The sequence below is a fragment of the Streptomyces sp. WZ-12 genome (assembly GCF_028898845.1).
Taxonomy (GTDB): Bacteria; Actinomycetota; Actinomycetes; order Streptomycetales; family Streptomycetaceae; genus Streptomyces.
In genome coordinates this window covers 248221-263670 of the sequence record NZ_CP118574.1, presented here as the reverse complement: position 1 = coordinate 263670, position 15450 = coordinate 248221, and the positions used below count along the sequence as shown (strand labels likewise).

Below are 15450 nucleotides of genomic sequence, written 5' to 3'. Positions count from 1 at the left end.
CGATTTGAGGTTCGGCGAGCGAGCTCTCGCGCGGATCGGCTGGCCGGACCGCCGCCGGCTAGCGCGCGGTCTTGACGTCCTCCGCGACGATCCGCTCGATGTTCCGCTCGGCCAGCGCCGTGATGGTCACGAAGGGGTTGACTCCGATCGACCCCGGGATGAGCGCGCCGTCCGTGACGTAGAGGTTGTGGTAGCCCGCGACCCGGCCGTACCCGTCGGTGGCCTTGCCCAGCACGCAGCCGCCGAGCGGGTGGTAGCAGAAGTCGTCGGAGAAGTTCTTCAGTTGCGGCCCGAACAGGTCGTAGCGGTACATCGTCGTGTTGGCCTTGTTGATCCGGTCGAACAGCGACCTCGCGGCCTCGACCGCGGGCGCGTTCTGGGCCCGGGTCCAACGCAGCACCGCCCGGTCGGTGGCCTTGTCGTAGACGAAGGTGCCGCGCTCGGGGTTCTTGGTGATCGCCAGATAGAGGCTGACCCAGGTCTCCACACCTGCCGGCATCGGCGCGATCTCCGCGAAGACCGGGGCGGCGGGGTTGTCCCAGTCGTCGATCCCCAGGGCGGGGATCGACGACTGGTGGGCGCCGGTGGGGTTCCAGAGGTGGTTGGCCCGCCCGGTCATGATGTTGCCGTTGGGGCCCCAACCCTCCCCGACCTCGGAGTTGAGGCGGGGCAGCGCGCCGGTCTCCCGCGCCCGCACCAGCAGTTCGGTCGAACCGAGGCTGCCGGCGCCGAGGAACAGGTGGCGGCAGGCGATCTCCTTGTGGGTGATGACCGTGCCGTCGGCGTCGCTCTGGACCACGGACAGCACGTAACTGCCGTCCGCCTGCTGCCGGATCGCGCTGACCCGGTGCAGGGTCTCGATGGTGACCTTCCCGGTGCCGAGGGCGGCCGCCAGGTAGGTCTTGTCCAAGCTCTGCTTGCCGTGGTTGTTGCCGTAGATGACCTCGCCGGCCAGCGCGGACTTGGGCGCCGCACCGCTCGCCTCGCGCTGCATGTGGCCGAAGTCGTAGACGTTGGGGACGAAGGTGGTGTTCAGGCCCGCCTTGCCGGCCTGTTCGCGCGAGACCCGCGCGAACTTGTACCACTCGGTCTCCTCGAACCAGGCCGGATCGATGTGGTTCACCTTGAGCGCGGCGTTGGCGCGCGGGAAGTACCGCTCGTACATCTGCGCCGCGTCCACCTGCGGCAGCACTTCCTCGAAGTACGCGCGCTTCGGTACGACCGCCATGCCACCGTTGACCAGTGAGCCGCCGCCGACGCCGCGCCCCACGTACACCGACATCTCGTCGAAGTGCACCCTGTCCAGCACGCCCGCGTACGGGTCGATGTTCCGGTTGATCACGTCCAGCCACAGGAACGAACCGAGCGGGGCCTCGGTGCGCGACTTGAACCAGCTCGAACGGCGGTCGGGCGTGAGCATGCCGCAGAAGACGTTGCCGTCCTCCGCCGGCTTGTTCCATAGCTGGCCCATTTCGAGCATGAGCGTCGGAACCCCGGCCTCGCCGAGCCGCAGCGCGGACACCGCGGCGCCGTATCCCGTACCGATCACCACGGCCGGCACGAACGAGCCGCTGTCGGCGCGCGGAGCCCGCTGTTCGGCGGCGGTGGCACGCGGGGCGGCGGAGATCGTGGTCATTCCGGCGACGGCGGCGCCACCGAGGGCCGCCAGTCCGATCAGGCGGCGGCGTGACAGATGCTGGTTCTGCTGGTTCTCGAACATGTTCAGGGTGCCTGGCCTTCGTCGAAGGAGTTGTCCCCGCAGGGCTGATCCGCGGGGGCCGTCCCGATGGGAACCGTGGGCCGTCCAGCCGCCGCGTCACCATCCTGGGCACGAAAGACTGCGGTAAATGGCAGAGTTATGGGGGCCGTTGGCCGACTACAATGCGCCGCCGATGCGGGGCGCCGCCCGGGACTCCGACCGTCCAGGCACGGGGGACCGCGTCACTCGCCGCCGTCGCGGTGCGACCTTCGGGCGGTCGGGTCCGCGTGGAGTGCTACGGGGAGGCGGCGTCGGCGTTGCGGGCGAGGAGCGCCGCCTGGACGCGATTGTTGAGTTCGAGTTTGGCGAGTACCCGGCTGACGTGCATCTTGATGGTGGCTTCGCTGGCGGACAGCGAGCGGGCGATGTCCGCGTTGGACAGACCCTGTCCGACGAGGTGGAGGACTTCCCGCTCGCGCGCCGTGAGCGATTCCAGTTGGGCTCGCTCCCGTGCGGTCAGCGCCTGGTGTTGCTGGAGCAGAGTGTCGATGACCTGTCGGGTCACGGAGGGCGAGAGCACGCCGTGACCTTCGGCCACGTCGTGAACGGCGCGGATGATCTCGGTCGGTGGGGTGTCCTTGAGGAGGAAGCCGGCCGCACCGGCGCGCAGCGCCTCGGTCACGTACTCGTCGAGCTGGAACGTCGTGAGGATCACCACGGCCGGCGGCGTGGCCATCGCCCGCAGGGCACGGGTGGCGACGATGCCGTCCCCGCGCGGCATCCGGATGTCCATGAGGACCACGTCGCAGGCATGGGCGCGCGCCTGCTCGATCGCCGCATGACCGTCGGCGGCCTCGGCAACGACGCGGATACCGGGGTCGGCCTCCAAGATGGTGCGCAGCCCATGACGTACGAGGGGTTCGTCATCGACGATGATCACTCTGATCACGGGACGACTCCTGAAGGGTGGGCGTTGCTGCCTGCGAGGGGTGCGCAGCGCGGTGCGGAATGGTGGCGTCGACGCGGAAAGCGCCGCTGGGCTGCGTGGTGGCCTCGAAGGCGCCGCCCAGAACGCGGAGTCGCTCTGCCAGACCCACCAGGCCGTATCCGGCCGAGGGCAGGTCTTCGGCGGGGCTTGCCGTGGGCGGCCCGTTGGCGATCACGATGTGCACGGCGTCGTGACCGTCGTGCACATCGACGGTCACATGGGCGCCGGGCGCGTGCTTGAGCGCGTTGGTGAGCGCTTCCTGTACGACGCGGTAGACGGTGACCTGGGTGGCCGCGGGCAGTGTGTCCACGGCGCCCCGCAGCCGCAGGGTGATGTCCATGCCGAGGCGGCGGCAGTCGGCGACGAGCGTGTGGAGGTCGGATGTCGTCGGCGTGGGCTCCAAGGGAGCCTTCTCCTGGCTCTGGTGTCCGGTGAGGACGCCGAGGATGTCGCGCAGTTCGACGAGTGCCTGGGTGCCGGCGCGGCGGATGCGTTCCGTCTCCTGGCGGACCCAGTCAGCCCCGCGGTCCGCGCTGACCTGCAAGGCTCCGGCGATGAGAACGACGTGGCTGACGCGGTGGGCGACCACGTCGTGCAGTTCTCGCGCGATCCGGGTGCGCTCCTGCTCACGTGCACGCTCCTCAAGGAGGGCCTGCTGATGCTCCTGGATCGCGGCTTGTTCCCGCATGGTGGCGATGAGTTGTTGCCGGGTGGCCACGTACAGGCCCATCAGCAAGGGCGCAGCCACGAAGGGCACTCCGTGGACGAGGTCCAGACCCATGCCGCCGAGTTCGGAGGCGGCTGTCTGTGCGGCCAGGGCGATGAGACCCAGCGCGACCAGGCGCAGTCGGGATCGGTAGCGGCCCCCGAGGGTGTAGACCATGACCACGACGGCGCCGGGTGCGTAGCAGAACACGTGCGCAATGAGTACGACACCCGTCACGAAGCGTGGAAATCGGTGCCGCCACAGAACGATCAGTCCGGCCGATCCCGCAGCGGCCGCCGCCCAGTAGGGCTTGCCGGTCAACAGGCCGCTTCCCGCGAGGACCAGGGAGTCCCCGACGCCGTACGCGGCCGCGGCCAATGCCACTGCGGTGTCCACCGCGGACGGATGCCACCGGCTCCGATGCCGCGTTTCGGCGCGCGAAGATGAGGACGAAATCATTACAAAAAGGATACGTATGGTGGGCGGCGGTGCGGCAGTCCCACGGGGGCACGAAGGTCGGAAGCTCCCCTGTCTGGCACGGGTCGCCGGAGGGCGTTCTGGTCGAGGCGCATCCCGGCGGGGGGCAGGGTGGGCCGGGTGGTGGCGGTGCCGCCGTCATGCCACCGCCGGTATCGGTTGCGGGTGGTTCACGCCTGTTGATCGGCAGGCGTGACGCGTTGAACTCTCCTTATTCGTATGTCAGTTGGGCTTGCGGTGCGCATGGCGGCTAGCGGGTCACGCGCTGCCGGGGGCCTACTTTCGTCGGTCTCTGTTCCATCCGAAAAGGTGTCGCCTCGGCCCCGCGGTGCGTGGTGCCGTGGTCGTACAAGGCTCGCCATCGGCAGCAGGAGAACGGTGGACGAGCCACCACGGCACCAGTCACGGCGTCGACGGTGAGGCCAGGACGTGGCACTCCTCGCCCACGCGTCACCCAAGGCGGACTCCGGCGGAGTCCAGGGCCGGCTGAGGCCAGGGTGTGAAGGAGTCGGATTGCCATGATGTCTCTCAAGATCGCGCCGCGGCACCCCTGTGCTGTCACATGGTCCCGACACGCCCTTGGAGTCAGCCCCGCCAGGTCTGCCCGCCGCCTCGCCCGTCAATGGCTCACCCATCACGGGTGCGGTGTCGACCTCATCGAGGCGGTCGAGCTCGTGGTCACCGAACTGGTCGCCAACGCCGTGAAGCACTGCAGCTACACCACCGGGCTGAGCCTGTACATCGTTCACCCCACAGACCACGCCGAAGGAGCGCTGCACATCGCCGTGCACGACCCCGGTCCAGGGGAGAGCCTCCGCGCCGTGGCAAGCACCGAGACGGAACGCGGTCTGCGCGAGTGCGGCAGGGGACTGGCGATCGTTGCGGCGCTCAGCCGGGCGTGGGGCGTGGTCCGTCACGATGCCCAACACAAGCAGGTGTGGTGCGAGTTGCCCATCCCGCAGTACCGGAGCGTCGTCACGGTCTGATCGCCCCTGATGGTAGCCCCCGCGGAACGTGGGGCCGGATATAAGGATTCCTTTACTTCCCTGTAAACGGGCAACTGCTTATCTGTGCACTCATAACGGGCCTGATCGCCAAGCGGAACGCTATGGGCTGGGCCCGGCCACCCCCCGCTGAGGATGCGGCCAGGCACGCGGCCCCCGTGTCGCAACACCCGGTCTCCTTCGCAGCTACGTCGCCTTTCTGCAGGACGGCGCCGAGCGGCATTGGCAGGGCGCTGTCTCAGTGCCTTGAACCATCCGATGAGACAAGGAAAGAGACAGATGTCAGACCACCAGCGGGCAGTCGGGTGTGCACCATCACCCCCAAGTCGCGTGGACGCCGATCGTATGCGGACAGTCCCGCCGCACCTGCACAACTGCCAGGCGGCGTACCCGCCCAGCGGTTTCGCCACCCCGGCGCGGTACGTGAGCGTTCCGACTAGAGGGGTGTGCTGATGTCGTTTCTCGACACCCTCACCTCTCGCGTCGATAGCGCCGTCAACAGCGTCTTCGACCCCCTGTCCACTCACCTCTCCAATTTCGTCTTCGCTGAAGTCAGCATCTTTGGGCTGTCGTTTCCTTGGATCGTCGCTTGGTTGGTTGTCGCCGGCGCGGTCTTCACCATCTGGTTCAAAGGCGTGCAGTTGCGCCGGGTCGGCTTGGCCGTCGATCTGGTGCGGGGGAAGTACAGCAAGAGCAGTGACCCGGGTGAAGTCACCCATTTCCAGGCGCTGACGGCGGCCGTATCCGGCACGGTCGGTCTGGGCAACATCGCCGGCGTCGCCGTTGCGGTGACCATCGGTGGTCCCGGTGCGACCTTCTGGATGATCCTCTGCGGTCTGCTGGGGATGGCCACGAAGTTCGTGGAGTGCACGCTCGGAGTCAAGTACCGCGAGTACCACGCGGACGGCACCGTTTCCGGCGGCCCGATGTATTACCTGCGCAAAGGGCTGGCCGAGCGGGGCATGGCGCGCCTGGGCAAGGTATTGGCCGTCCTGGCCTCTGTGGCGCTGCTCTTCTTCGGCCTGTTCGGCGGCAACCTGTTCCAAACCAACCAGAGCTTCGCCCAGTTGAAGTCGATCACCGGGGGAGACGACGGCCTGCTGGGTTCCTCGACCGGTGCCCTGGCCTTCGGCATCGTGCTCGCGGCACTGACCGGTCTGGTCCTGCTGGGGGGAATTCGCTCGATCGCGAAGGTCACCAGCCGACTCGTCCCCATCATGGCCGGCCTCTACTGCGCCGCGTGCGTCTTCGTCATCCTGGTCAATTTCACCGCCCTGCCCAGCGCCGTCGCCACCATTATCGGCGGGGCGTTCGCGCCGGAAGGCGTGGCCGGTGGCGTCATCGGCGCACTGATCATCGGTTTCCAACGCGCCGCGTTCTCCAACGAGGCCGGCACGGGCTCCGCCCCCATTGCCCACTCGGCCGTCAAGACCCGCCATCCCGTCACCGAAGGGCTGGTCGCCCTCCTGGAGCCGTTCATCGACACCGTGGTGGTGTGCACCATGACGGCGCTGGCCATCGTCATTGCCAGCACGCCCAGTTGGGACAAGGCGCGCGCAGCCGCGGCCGAAACCGGAGCAGCCCCCGAAGGCGTGACCATCACCTCGGACGCCTTCGCCACGGTCATGCCGTGGTTCCCCTACCTCCTGACCATCGCGGTGCTCCTGTTCGCCTTCTCCACGATCATCACGTGGGGCTACTACGGCCTGAAGGCGTGGACGTACCTCTTCGGCCGCAGCAGCGTGAGCGAGAAGATCTACAAGGCGCTGTACACCCTGTTCGTCGCCCTGGGCTCGCTGCTTTCCCTCGCCTCCCTGATCAATATGGCCGACGCGGTGCTCTTCCTCCTCGCGGTCATCAACATCATCGGCCTCTACCTGCTGGCCCCCGTCGTGAAGAAGGAACTCGTCGCGTTCCTCGCCCTGGTTCGGGCCGGTTCGCTGAAGCAGGACCCGACGTCAATCCCCGCCCCGGCAGACCCCAGTCCAACCGCCCGCGAAACGCCCTGACCGTACACCGCTCCACCGGACCCTCACATAGGTATGGGTGACCCTGCCCTTGGGGCAAGGGCACCCATACCTCCCCGACCACGTCAGCAGTTGTGGCCGCAAGGAAAGTCATGAGAATTCTGTTCGCCCAAAGCGATCGTGTCGTGGCCCGGGCAACCGGTATGGGACTGCGACGGCTTGCCATAAACGTCGATGTCGCCAACTGCGGTGACGAGGCCGAACGATTGAGCAACTTCACCGATTACGACGTCATCGTCCTTGACCACGAACTTGGCCCCATCGGTGGGTATGAACTGTGCCGCCGCCTTGCCGAACGAAAGGAGCGCCCCCGAATCCTGTTGCTGACCGCAGATCAGGTGGCAGCCAAAGTCCGCGGGTTGCAGTTGGGCGCCGATGACTGCCTCACCAGGCCCTTCGCCTTTCCTGAACTCGTCGCCCGCGTACGGGCTCTCGGCCGCCATCGCCGGACCGGGGCTCCGCTCGTCCTGCGGCACGAGGGAATCACACTGGATCCCGCACGCCGCGAGGTTCGGGTCCACGGGAAACCGGTCGGACTCACTCCCAAGGAGTTCGCCGTGTTGCAACTGCTCATGGAAGCCAAGGGACTTCCGGTCCGGCATGAGGAACTGCTGGCCAAGGTGTGGGACGCCAACATGGACTCACGCACCAATGCCGTCCGCGCAACCATCAGCAGACTGCGTCGCAAACTCGGCGACCGCGACGCCATCTGCACCGACAACGGCAAGGGGTACTGCCTCGCTTAGCGCGGGTGTCCGGCCTCCTTTGGCCCTATCGGTTCGCTCGGCACCGCAAGCCCAGAAATCGCCGTTCGACACTGAGCGGGGAACCGCCCTCAGTGCTGGCGGAACTGCCAGCACTGGTACGGCCCGGCGCGGCCGGCCTTGCTGACGATGGTCACCGGGACCGTGTCCGAGGGGGTGCCGTGGAGGAGGGCCTCGGCCCGGGCGAGGGTGCAGACCAGTTGCCCGGTTGCCGGGTCCTGGGGGGAGGCGCCCAGGTGGTCAGGGGCGTTGATGGTGACGGTGCCGTGGCTGGCGGTGGCGGTGAACCTCGTTCCCGTGGGGACGAGGTTGGCCAGCCCGCCAGCGCGTTCCTGCGCGGTGGGGCCGACGGCCAACAGCTTGAAGGCGTCGTTGAGTCCCGTGAGGGTGATGCCGGGCCGGGAGACCGCGCGCGGCCCGTCGTCGGACGCGAAGTAGATCCGCATGCCCTGCGGGACGCCGGAGGGGGCGGCGCCGCCGTCCGTGACGCCGGTGGGTCGAATGCCGCAGCCTGCGGCGAGGAGGGCGAGGGCGCAGCAGAGCAGGGCGGTGCGGGGGCGTGTCATGAGGGGGATTCCGTGCGGAGGGGCAGGCGGAGGGTGAAGACCGCGCCGGTGCCGTGTGCCGGGGGCGCGAGCTCGATGGTGCCACCGTGCAGGCGCGCGTTTTCCAGGGCGATGGCCATGCCCAGTCCGCTGCCTTCGGAGCGGGTGCGGGCACTGTCGGCCTTGTAGAAGCGGTCGAAGACGTGGCGGGCGGCCTCGGAGGTCAGTCCGGGACCGTGGTCGGCGACCACGAGGGTGACCTGGTCGTCCGCGGCCCGCACGGTGAGCGTCACCGGCGGTGCGCCGTGGCGGAGGGCGTTACCGACGAGGTTGGCGACGATGACGTCGAGGCGGCGGCGGTCGAGCCGGGCCCGTATGCCTGGTGGGAGATCGGTCTCGACGCGTTGGGCCCAGCCGCGGGCGGTGAGCGTGGCGCGCACCGTTGCGGCGACATCGACGTCATGAGCGTGGAGGGCCGCGGCCCGGGCGTCGAAGCGGGAGATCTCGATGAGGTCGTCGACGAGTCGGGCGAGTTTGGTGGTTTCGGCGCTGACGGTGCGGGCCGCGTGCGCGGTGTCGGGGGTGAGCTGGTCGGCGTCCTCTTCCAGGACGCTGGAGACCATGGTCATGGCGGCGAGTGGAGTGCGGAGCTCGTGGGACACGTCGGCGACGAAGCGGCGGGCGAGGGCTTCCTGGTCGCGCAGCTCGCCGACGGTGCGCTCCAGCGCGCCGGCCGTTTCGTTGAACGTGTGGGCGAGCTCGGCCAGTTCGTCGTGCCCCTTCTCCTCCACCCGGGTGCTCAGCTCGCCGGCGGCGAGCCTGCGGGTGGCGCCCGCTAGCTTGCGCACCGGTCGCAGCACCGCACGGGCGGCGAGCAGCGCCAGGACCGCGGCCAGCAGCACCACCGGCAGCAGGCCGGTGGTCACGCTGCGCACCAGCGCGGCGGTGTCGCGCTTCTCCTCCGCCAGGGAGACCACGGCGAAGACCTCGATGCCGGACGGCTGCGCCGAGTCGCCGCCGCGGGCCGGCGGTTCCAGACCGACCGGGGCGCCGAGAACCAGCCAGGGCTGCCCGTCGTGCTCCACCCGCTGGAGGGAGACCCGAGGGTGGGCGCGTACGGCGGCGCGCAGCGCGGGAGTTATCCGGGTCCGGTCGGCAGACGGGTCGGAAGCGGCGGTGAAGTCGCGGTACTGGACAACGACGAGCGAGTCGTGCAGGCCGGAGGAGACCTCCGTGGCGAAGTGCGCCATGGAGCGCAACTCGGTGGGGACATCGAGCTCCCCGGCCAGGTGCTCGATGCGGTTGCGGAAGTCTTCGACGGCGGCGTTCTGAGCCCGTTTGAGGACCGCGTCACGCGATTCCCGGTACGCCAGTGCCGTGGCCGTGATCGCGCTGAGCAGGGCGGCCACGACGACGGTGAGCAGGAGACGGCCGCGGAGCCCGCCCGGGCGCGGCAACCTCGCACGGGCCCGGGCGGCGTGCCGTGCGAACGTCTCCGCGACGGGCTCCGCCCCGCCCCTCTCCGTGGTGCTCGTCGTGGCCTTCACCACGAGCTCACACCGGCCCGAAGCGATAGCCGAAGCCGCGTACCGTCTGGATGTAGCGCGGTGTGGCGGCGATGTCCTCCAACTTGGCGCGCAGGCGCCCCACCGCGGCGTCCACCAGCCGGGAGTCGCCCAGGAAGCCGTGGTCCCAGACGAGTTCGAGGAGCTGCTCGCGGCTGAAGACCCGGCCGGGGGAGGCGGACAACTGGAGCAGCAGCCGCAGTTCGGTGGGTGGGAGCGGTACGGCCACACCGCGTTTGGTCACGGTCAGGCCGGCCCGGTCGATGACGAGCCCGGCGAAGTCGTCGACGGTGGTGGGGGTGGGCGGGCCGGCCCGCCGCATCGCCGCCCGGATGCGGGCCTCAAGCACCCGGCCGGTGATCGGCTTGACCACGTAGTCGTCGGCGCCCGCCTCCAGTCCGCTGACCACGTCCAGATCGTCGCCGCGGGAGGTGAGCATGATGATCGGCATCTGGCTCCGGCCGCGGATGCGACGGCATACCTCGAAGCCGTCGATACCCGGCAACATCAGGTCGACCACCGCGATCTCGATGCCGCCGCCGCGCGGGCGGGACAGCAGTGCCAGGCCGGCCTCGCCGGTGGCGGCGCCCTCGACCTCGTGGCCATGGCGGCGCAGCACCAGCTCCATTCCGTCTCGTACGGAAGCGTCGTCCTCGATCAGCAGCACATGCGGCATGTTGCCGATTATGGGCGAGGGTTTACGCAGCTCAGGAGTTATCCACAGGCTGAGATGCAGAGCCGGGGCCATTGTTACGCGCTCATCATGTGGCCATGCAGCGCCCACCACGTGACGCCCCGAGATTGGCGGCATGCCCCAACAGACCTCCTCCTCTTCCCGCGCCGTGCGCCTGGCACTGCTGATCGCCCTACCGGCGCTCGCGTTGACCACGGCCTGCGGTGCCGCTACCCCGCCCGACGACGGGATCGCCTCCGTGAGCAGCCCGGCCAGCACGGGCGAGGCCAAGGACGGGTCGGGCTCCTCCCCAAGCGGCCGGGCCCCGGGCAAGAGCGCCTTCTACGACGCGCAGATGACCTATGTGAAGTGCATGCGCAAGAACGTCGACAAGGACTTCCCCGATCCCAAACTGAGCGGCTATCTCGACTGGACCAGGATCGACGAACTCCAGCGCAAGCCGGGTAACGAGGCGATCGCCAAGGGCGGCAACGACGGCGTCTGCACGAAGGACATGCTCGCCGCCGCGAAGTTGGAGCCGCGCCGCGACACCCAGAAGGAATACGAGTCGATGCTCGCGCACGCCCAGTGCATGCGCGCCCACGGCGTAGCGAAGTTCACCAACCCGCAGTTGAAGGACGGCAACGTCATCCCCGGCGGTGACCCCAACCCCGCCTCGTCCGAGATCAGCCGGGACTCGCCCGCCTACAAACAGGCCCGCCAGGCATGCAACGACAAGCTCCTCGACGGACTGGACGGCATGCAGTGAGCGCGGCACCACACAAGCGCCACCGGGGCGTCGTCGCGCTGGCGGCAGCGACCACCACGACCGCGGCGATCGCCGGCGTCATGCTCCTCACCAACTCCGACGAGGACGCCCCGGCCGACGGCCGGCGGCCCAAGGCGCCGCCCGCCACCACCCAGATCACCCGCACCGACCTCGTCCGGAGCAAGACCGTCGACGGACGCCTGGACTACGCGCAGCGCCGGGCGGTGAAATCCCCCGTCGCGGGCACCCTCACCAAGGCCGCCGAGCCGGGCAGGACCCTCTCGCCCGGGCAGCGCCTGTACGAGCGCGACGCCCGACCGGTGGTTCTCCTGTACGGCTCGACACCGATGTTCCGTGCGATGAAGGTCGGCGACCACGGCCCGGACGTCCTCCAGTTGGAACGCAACCTGCGCGAACTGGGCTTCGGTCCCCGCCTGTCCGCGGACACCCGCTACGACGAGGCGACCAAGGCCGCGGTCAAGGCGTGGCAGAAGTCCCTGGGCATCGTCGACGCCAACGGCGAGATCGGCAGGGGAGACATCGTCTTCCAGCCCGGCCCCGTGCGGGTGATCTCCGCCGACGCCGCCCTCGCCGACACCGTCGGCCCGGACAGCACGGTCCTGACCATCGCCTCCACCCAGCCGGTCGTGCGGGCCTCGCTCGACAAGGCCGACCGCGCGTTGGCCGCACGCGGCACCAAGGTGGATGTCACCCTGCCCAGCGGGGGCACGGTACGGGGCAAGGTCAGCGGCACCGCCGCCCCTGGCGGGTCCGCGTCCGCCGGGCAAGAGACGGCAGCCGGCTCCGGCACCGCCCCCTCGCAGGACGGCGGTGTCGAGGTCGAGATCACCCTCGATGACGGCGGCACGCTCCGGCCGAAGGACCAACAGGGCACGCTGAGCGTGAAGTTCGTCAGCGAACGCCGCAAGAACGTGCTGACCGTTCCGGTCGAGGCGGTCGTCGCACTGCGCGAAGGCGGCTACGGACTTCAGGTGGTCCAGGGCACCGGGACGCACCTGGTGCGCATCCAGACCGGGCTGACGGCCGACGGCCGCATCGAGATCAGCGGCACGGGCGTGACCGAGGGCACGAAGGTCGGAGCGGCCGAGCAATGACCCCCGCACCCACCGACCCCAGCACGCCCCCGGACGTGATCGAACTCCGCGCCGCCACCAAGACCTACCCCGGCGCGGTCCACGCCCTCAAAGACATCGACCTGACCGTGGCGCAGGGCGAACTGGTCGCCATCGTCGGCCCGTCCGGCTCCGGGAAATCCACCCTGCTCAACCTGCTGGGCACCCTCGACCGCCCCACCTCCGGCGAGGTCACGGTCGCCGGCTACGACATCGGCCGGCTCTCGGACGCGCAGCTCTCTGCGCTGCGCGCCCGGCACATCGGCTTCGTCTTCCAGCACTTCCCACTCGCCCCCGGCCGCAGCGCCCAGGACAACGTCGCCGACGGCCTGCTCTACGCCGGAGCCGGGCCGCGCGAGCGGCGCGCCCGAGCCCGCACCGCCCTGGACGAAGTCGGGCTCGGCCACCGCACCGACCACCTCGCCCACCAACTCTCGGGCGGTGAGAAGCAGCGGGTGGCCATCGCCCGCGCGCTGGTCGGCGAACCCGACCTGCTCCTCGCGGACGAGCCGACCGGCGCACTGGACACCGCCTCGGGCGCGCTGGTCATGAACCTCATCCGCGGACTGCACGCGGCCGGCACCACCGTCTGCGTCATCACCCACGACAACGACATCGCCGACGCGTTGCCCCGCCGCATCCGCCTCCGCGACGGCGAGATCGTCGACGACACAGGCAGCCCCAACTCACCCGATTCCCGGGCGGGGCACACCCAGGAGGTGCCTTGATGAGCGGCCCCGCACTGCGGCCGGCCCGGCTCCGTCCGGTCGACGTCCTGCGCACCGGCGCGAGCGGCCTGCACACCCGCCGCACCCGGGTCGTCCTGTCCGCCCTCGGCATCGCCCTTGGCATCGCCACCATGGTCGCCGTCGTCGGCCTGTCCACCTCCAGCCGCGCCGACCTGCTCGACCGTCTGGACCGGCTCGGCACCAACCTGCTCACCGCCGAAGCCGGCAAGAACGAGCTCGGCCAGGACATCCAACTCCCCAAGAGCGCAGTGGCGATGGTCGAGCGGATCGGCCCGGTCCAGCACGCCACCGCCACCGGCGCGGTCAACGCCCGGGTGCGCCGCAGCGACGTCGTACCCGAGGAACTGGCCTCAGGCGTCACGGTCCAAGCCGCCCGCCCCGACCTCCTCGACGCCCTCGGCGCCCGCACCAGCCAGGGCAGTTGGCTCAACCACGCCAGCGAGCGGCTCCCCGCCGTCGTACTGGGCTCCGTGGCCGCCGACCGCCTCGGCATCACCGCACCGGGCGCCAAGATCCTCCTCAACGACCAGTGGTACGTCGCCACCGGCATCCTCGCGCCCATCGACCTCGTACCGACCCTGGACCGCACCGCACTGGTCGGATTCCCCTCCGCCGAGCGGTATCTGGGCTTCGACGGTCACCCCACCACCCTCTTCGAACGCTCCACGGACGCCTCGGTGGAGGCGGTCCAGCAGGTCCTGGCCCGAACGGTCAACCCCGGCAACGAGGGTGCGGTGAAGGTCTCCCGTCCCTCCGACGCCCTCGCGGCCAAGGCCGCCACCGACAAGGGCCTGACGGCACTGATGCTGGGCCTCGGAGCGGTGGCGCTGTTGGTCGGCGGGGTGGGCGTGGCCAACACCATGGTCATCTCGGTACTGGAACGCCGGGCGGAGATCGGGCTGCGCCGCGCCCTCGGCGCGACGAAGCGCGCGATCCGCCTCCAATTCCTCACCGAGTCCCTGCTGTTGTCGGCGCTCGGGGGGACCGCGGGTGCCGCGCTGGGGGCCGTCGCCACGCTCGCGTTCGCCCGTGCGCAAGGGTGGACGGCCGTGGTACCGCCCTGGTCGCTGGCCGGCGGCCTGGGCGCCACCCTCGTCATCGGCGTCGCCGCAGGTCTGTATCCGGCCGTACGGGCCTCCCGGCTGCACCCCACTGTCGCTCTCAACGCCAGCTGAATCCCATGAGACCGGAGGCATCGCACGGTTCGCCGGCGGTGGGTGCCGCGCGCGGTGCGTGCGGCACCCGTTCAGCGTCGGCTGTGCTGCCGGCTCAGTGGGCGAAGCCCCAGTCGAGCATCTTGGTGGCGTCGTCGAAGCGGCCCTGGTCGTCCTTGAGGATCACGCCGACCAGGGTGCGGTTGTCCCGCTTGGCGGCGAAGACGAGGCAGTAGCCGTCCTCCGGGCCGCTGCCGGTCTTAACGCCCAGGGCGCCGGCGTAGGTGCTCAGCAGCTGGTTGGTGTTGTTCCAGGTGTAGTACCGGGTGTGGCCGTTGGCCGCCGGGGCCTCGGTCTTGAACTGCTTGTTCTTCACGATGTCGGCGAACACCGGCTGCAGCATCGCGCGCTGGCCCAGCTTGGCCAAGTCGCGGGCGGTGCTGTGGTTGTTGCCGTGCGAGAAGCCGTCGACGCCGTCGAAGTGCGTTCCGGTCATGCCCAGTTGCTGCGCCTCGGCGTTCATCTGGTGCACGAAGTCGGCGATCCGCGCGTCCTCGGTGTCACCGTGGCCGAAGGTGTCGGCCAGGGCTCGCGCGGCGTCCGCGCCGGACGGGAGCAGCATGGCGTGCAGCAGTTGCCTGGCGGTCAGCGTGTCGCCGGTCTGGAGGTCGGCGGTGCTGGCGCCGACCTTCTGGACGTAATCCCGGTACTCCTGCTTCACCGTGATCTGCCGGTCCAGCCACTCCGGGTGCTTGAGCACCACCACGGCGGTCATGATCTTGGTGGTGCTGGCCATCGGCACGCTCTCGTCCGCCTTGGCCCCGGCCCACAACTCCCGCTCCTGGCTACCGTCCCGCGCGTCCAGCAGGAAGGCGTGGTCGGTGTGGATCTGGGGAGCGGCCTGGTCCTGGGCGGCGTGCTGCCCCGCCTGGGAAGGCTGGGACTGATGGGGTGCGGCCTGGTGCCGGCCGGCCGTTGTGGCGGCGTCGTGGCTCTGCTGGCCGTTCTCGTCCGCGGAGTGCGTGGCGCCGGGGGTGGCTGCCTCGGCCAGGCCACCGGCAGTGATCGGCAGGGCGGCACCGACGAGTGCCACCATCGCGATCCGGACTCCGGTGCGGTGTATTCGGTTGGGGCGGGCGTGGGAACCCATGGGGCGTTCCTCCTGCCGACGAAGGGGCGCCGGCGCGTAGTGCGAAT

Annotated in this window: 14 protein-coding genes; 7 read left to right on the top strand and 7 right to left on the bottom strand. The window is 69.7% G+C overall.

Annotated features, from left to right (window positions below; genetic code table 11):
- Window positions 1–58: 58 nt before the first annotated feature.
- From PV796_RS00660 to PV796_RS00650, 3 genes are all read right to left on the bottom strand, one after another.
- Window positions 59–1720 (bottom strand): GMC oxidoreductase, encoded by a 1662-nt coding sequence (locus PV796_RS00660; RefSeq protein ID WP_274910744.1) that lies wholly within the window; start codon window positions 1718–1720, stop codon window positions 59–61.
- A gap of 274 nt (window positions 1721–1994) precedes the next feature.
- The gene (locus tag PV796_RS00655) at window positions 1995–2648 is read right to left on the bottom strand and encodes a response regulator (protein WP_274910743.1); all 654 of its coding nucleotides are present in this window, start codon (window positions 2646–2648) and stop codon (window positions 1995–1997) included.
- Window positions 2623–3789 carry a sensor histidine kinase gene (locus PV796_RS00650; protein WP_274910742.1) on the bottom strand — a complete coding sequence of 389 codons (1167 nt, stop codon included), beginning with the start codon at window positions 3787–3789 and terminating at the stop codon, window positions 2623–2625. Before PV796_RS00650 ends, PV796_RS00655 begins: the two co-directional genes overlap by 26 nt.
- Before the next feature lie 599 nt (window positions 3790–4388).
- Here PV796_RS00650 and PV796_RS00645 point away from each other — a divergent pair.
- From PV796_RS00645 to PV796_RS00635, 3 genes are all read left to right on the top strand, one after another.
- Window positions 4389–4856, top strand: a complete 468-nt coding sequence (locus PV796_RS00645) for an ATP-binding protein (protein WP_274910741.1) — start codon at window positions 4389–4391, stop codon at window positions 4854–4856.
- 470 nt (window positions 4857–5326) lie between these two features.
- Window positions 5327–6883 (top strand): alanine/glycine:cation symporter family protein, encoded by a 1557-nt coding sequence (locus PV796_RS00640; protein WP_274910740.1) that lies wholly within the window; start codon window positions 5327–5329, stop codon window positions 6881–6883.
- 110 nt (window positions 6884–6993) lie between these two features.
- Entirely contained in the window at window positions 6994–7647 is a 654-nt protein-coding gene (locus PV796_RS00635) for a response regulator transcription factor (protein ID WP_274910739.1), read from the top strand.
- Between the two features lie 89 nt (window positions 7648–7736).
- Here the strand turns inward: PV796_RS00635 and PV796_RS00630 are convergent, their stop codons facing one another.
- The 3 genes from PV796_RS00630 to PV796_RS00620 are packed head-to-tail and all read right to left on the bottom strand — an operon-like array spanning window position 7737 to window position 10451.
- The gene (locus PV796_RS00630) at window positions 7737–8231 is read right to left on the bottom strand and encodes a hypothetical protein (RefSeq protein WP_274910738.1); all 495 of its coding nucleotides are present in this window, start codon (window positions 8229–8231) and stop codon (window positions 7737–7739) included.
- On the bottom strand, window positions 8228–9757 hold the full coding sequence (locus PV796_RS00625; protein ID WP_446750544.1) for an ATP-binding protein: 1530 nt from the start codon (window positions 9755–9757) through the stop codon (window positions 8228–8230). Before PV796_RS00625 ends, PV796_RS00630 begins: the two co-directional genes overlap by 4 nt.
- A 7-nt stretch (window positions 9758–9764) precedes the next feature.
- Window positions 9765–10451 carry a response regulator transcription factor gene (locus PV796_RS00620; protein ID WP_274910737.1) on the bottom strand — a complete coding sequence of 229 codons (687 nt, stop codon included), beginning with the start codon at window positions 10449–10451 and terminating at the stop codon, window positions 9765–9767.
- Between the two features lie 133 nt (window positions 10452–10584).
- Between PV796_RS00620 and PV796_RS00615 the strand changes: the two genes are divergently transcribed.
- The 4 genes from PV796_RS00615 to PV796_RS00600 are packed head-to-tail and all read left to right on the top strand — an operon-like array spanning window position 10585 to window position 14274.
- Complete coding sequence (locus PV796_RS00615) at window positions 10585–11217, top strand: hypothetical protein (RefSeq protein WP_274910735.1); 633 nt, start codon at window positions 10585–10587, stop codon at window positions 11215–11217.
- A complete protein-coding gene (locus PV796_RS00610) occupies window positions 11214–12332 on the top strand; it encodes an efflux RND transporter periplasmic adaptor subunit (protein WP_274910733.1) in 1119 nt (372 codons plus the stop codon). The genes PV796_RS00615 and PV796_RS00610 overlap by 4 nt, the downstream gene beginning before the upstream one ends.
- Window positions 12329–13078: an ABC transporter ATP-binding protein gene (locus PV796_RS00605; RefSeq protein WP_274910732.1), complete on the top strand. Its 750-nt coding sequence runs from the start codon at window positions 12329–12331 to the stop codon at window positions 13076–13078. Before PV796_RS00610 ends, PV796_RS00605 begins: the two co-directional genes overlap by 4 nt.
- Window positions 13078–14274 carry an ABC transporter permease gene (locus PV796_RS00600; RefSeq protein ID WP_274910730.1) on the top strand — a complete coding sequence of 399 codons (1197 nt, stop codon included), beginning with the start codon at window positions 13078–13080 and terminating at the stop codon, window positions 14272–14274. Before PV796_RS00605 ends, PV796_RS00600 begins: the two co-directional genes overlap by 1 nt.
- Before the next feature lie 94 nt (window positions 14275–14368).
- Here the strand turns inward: PV796_RS00600 and PV796_RS00595 are convergent, their stop codons facing one another.
- On the bottom strand, window positions 14369–15403 hold the full coding sequence (locus PV796_RS00595) for a D-alanyl-D-alanine carboxypeptidase family protein (protein ID WP_274910729.1): 1035 nt from the start codon (window positions 15401–15403) through the stop codon (window positions 14369–14371).
- Between the last annotated feature and the right edge of the window lie 47 nt (window positions 15404–15450).